Consider the following 1154-nt stretch of genomic DNA (forward strand, 5'->3'; position numbering starts at 1 on the left):
ATCAAACAGGATTAGATACCCTGGTAGTCCACACGGTAAACGATGAATACTCGCTGTTTGCGATATACTGCAAGCGGCCAAGCGAAAGCGTTAAGTATTCCACCTGGGGAGTACGCCGGCAACGGTGAAACTCAAAGGAATTGACGGGGGCCCGCACAAGCGGAGGAACATGTGGTTTAATTCGATGATACGCGAGGAACCTTACCCGGGCTTAAATTGCAGATGAATTACGGTGAAAGCCGTAAGCCGCAAGGCATCTGTGAAGGTGCTGCATGGTTGTCGTCAGCTCGTGCCGTGAGGTGTCGGCTTAAGTGCCATAACGAGCGCAACCCTTGTTGTCAGTTACTAACAGGTTTTGCTGAGGACTCTGACAAGACTGCCATCGTAAGATGTGAGGAAGGTGGGGATGACGTCAAATCAGCACGGCCCTTACGTCCGGGGCTACACACGTGTTACAATGGGGGGTACAGAGGGCCGCTACCACGCGAGTGGATGCCAATCCCCAAAACCTCTCTCAGTTCGGACTGGAGTCTGCAACCCGACTCCACGAAGCTGGATTCGCTAGTAATCGCGCATCAGCCACGGCGCGGTGAATACGTTCCCGGGCCTTGTACACACCGCCCGTCAAGCCATGGGAGCCGGGGGTACCTGAAGTGCGTAACCGCGAGGAGCGCCCTAGGGTAAAACTGGTGACTGGGGCTAAGTCGTAACAAGGTAGCCGTACCGGAAGGTGCGGCTGGAACACCTCCTTTCTGGAGAGGACGAAAGATCGATAAGGTTTTTGTTCTTGTACTGCTGGTGTTGTTTATTTCAAGATATGATTCCGTAATGATACGGAAGAGAGAAAGTAAGAAGCCGGGTCTAATTAAACAGACTAGGTTGAACTTAGTCCTATAGCTCAGTTGGTTAGAGCGCTACACTGATAATGTAGAGGTCGGCAGTTCAACTCTGCCTGGGACTACGAACGGAATCAAGTTCGGGGGATTAGCTCAGCTGGCTAGAGCATCTGCCTTGCACGCAGAGGGTCAACGGTTCGAATCCGTTATTCTCCACTCCATCGGAAACGTAAGAAACGAAGATGAACGATCTATGACATATTGTACAAGCAAACAGTAATTTTAGTAGTAAAGAGCTGAAAGTATATATCATCCCGC

Annotated in this window: 2 tRNA genes and 1 rRNA gene; all 3 read left to right on the forward strand. The window is 51.0% G+C overall.

Features of this window, described 5'->3' with window-relative positions:
• Window positions 1-752 (forward strand): 16S ribosomal RNA (locus WS42_RS14775); the annotation flags it as partial.
• Between the two features lie 135 nt (window positions 753-887).
• Window positions 888-961, forward strand: a tRNA-Ile gene (locus tag WS42_RS14780).
• A gap of 17 nt (window positions 962-978) precedes the next feature.
• A tRNA-Ala gene (locus tag WS42_RS14785) sits at window positions 979-1052 on the forward strand.
• Window positions 1053-1154 lie beyond the last annotated feature (102 nt).

It is taken from the genome of Odoribacter sp. N54.MGS-14 (genome assembly GCF_000980295.1).
Classification (GTDB): domain Bacteria; phylum Bacteroidota; class Bacteroidia; order Bacteroidales; family Marinifilaceae; genus Odoribacter; species Odoribacter splanchnicus.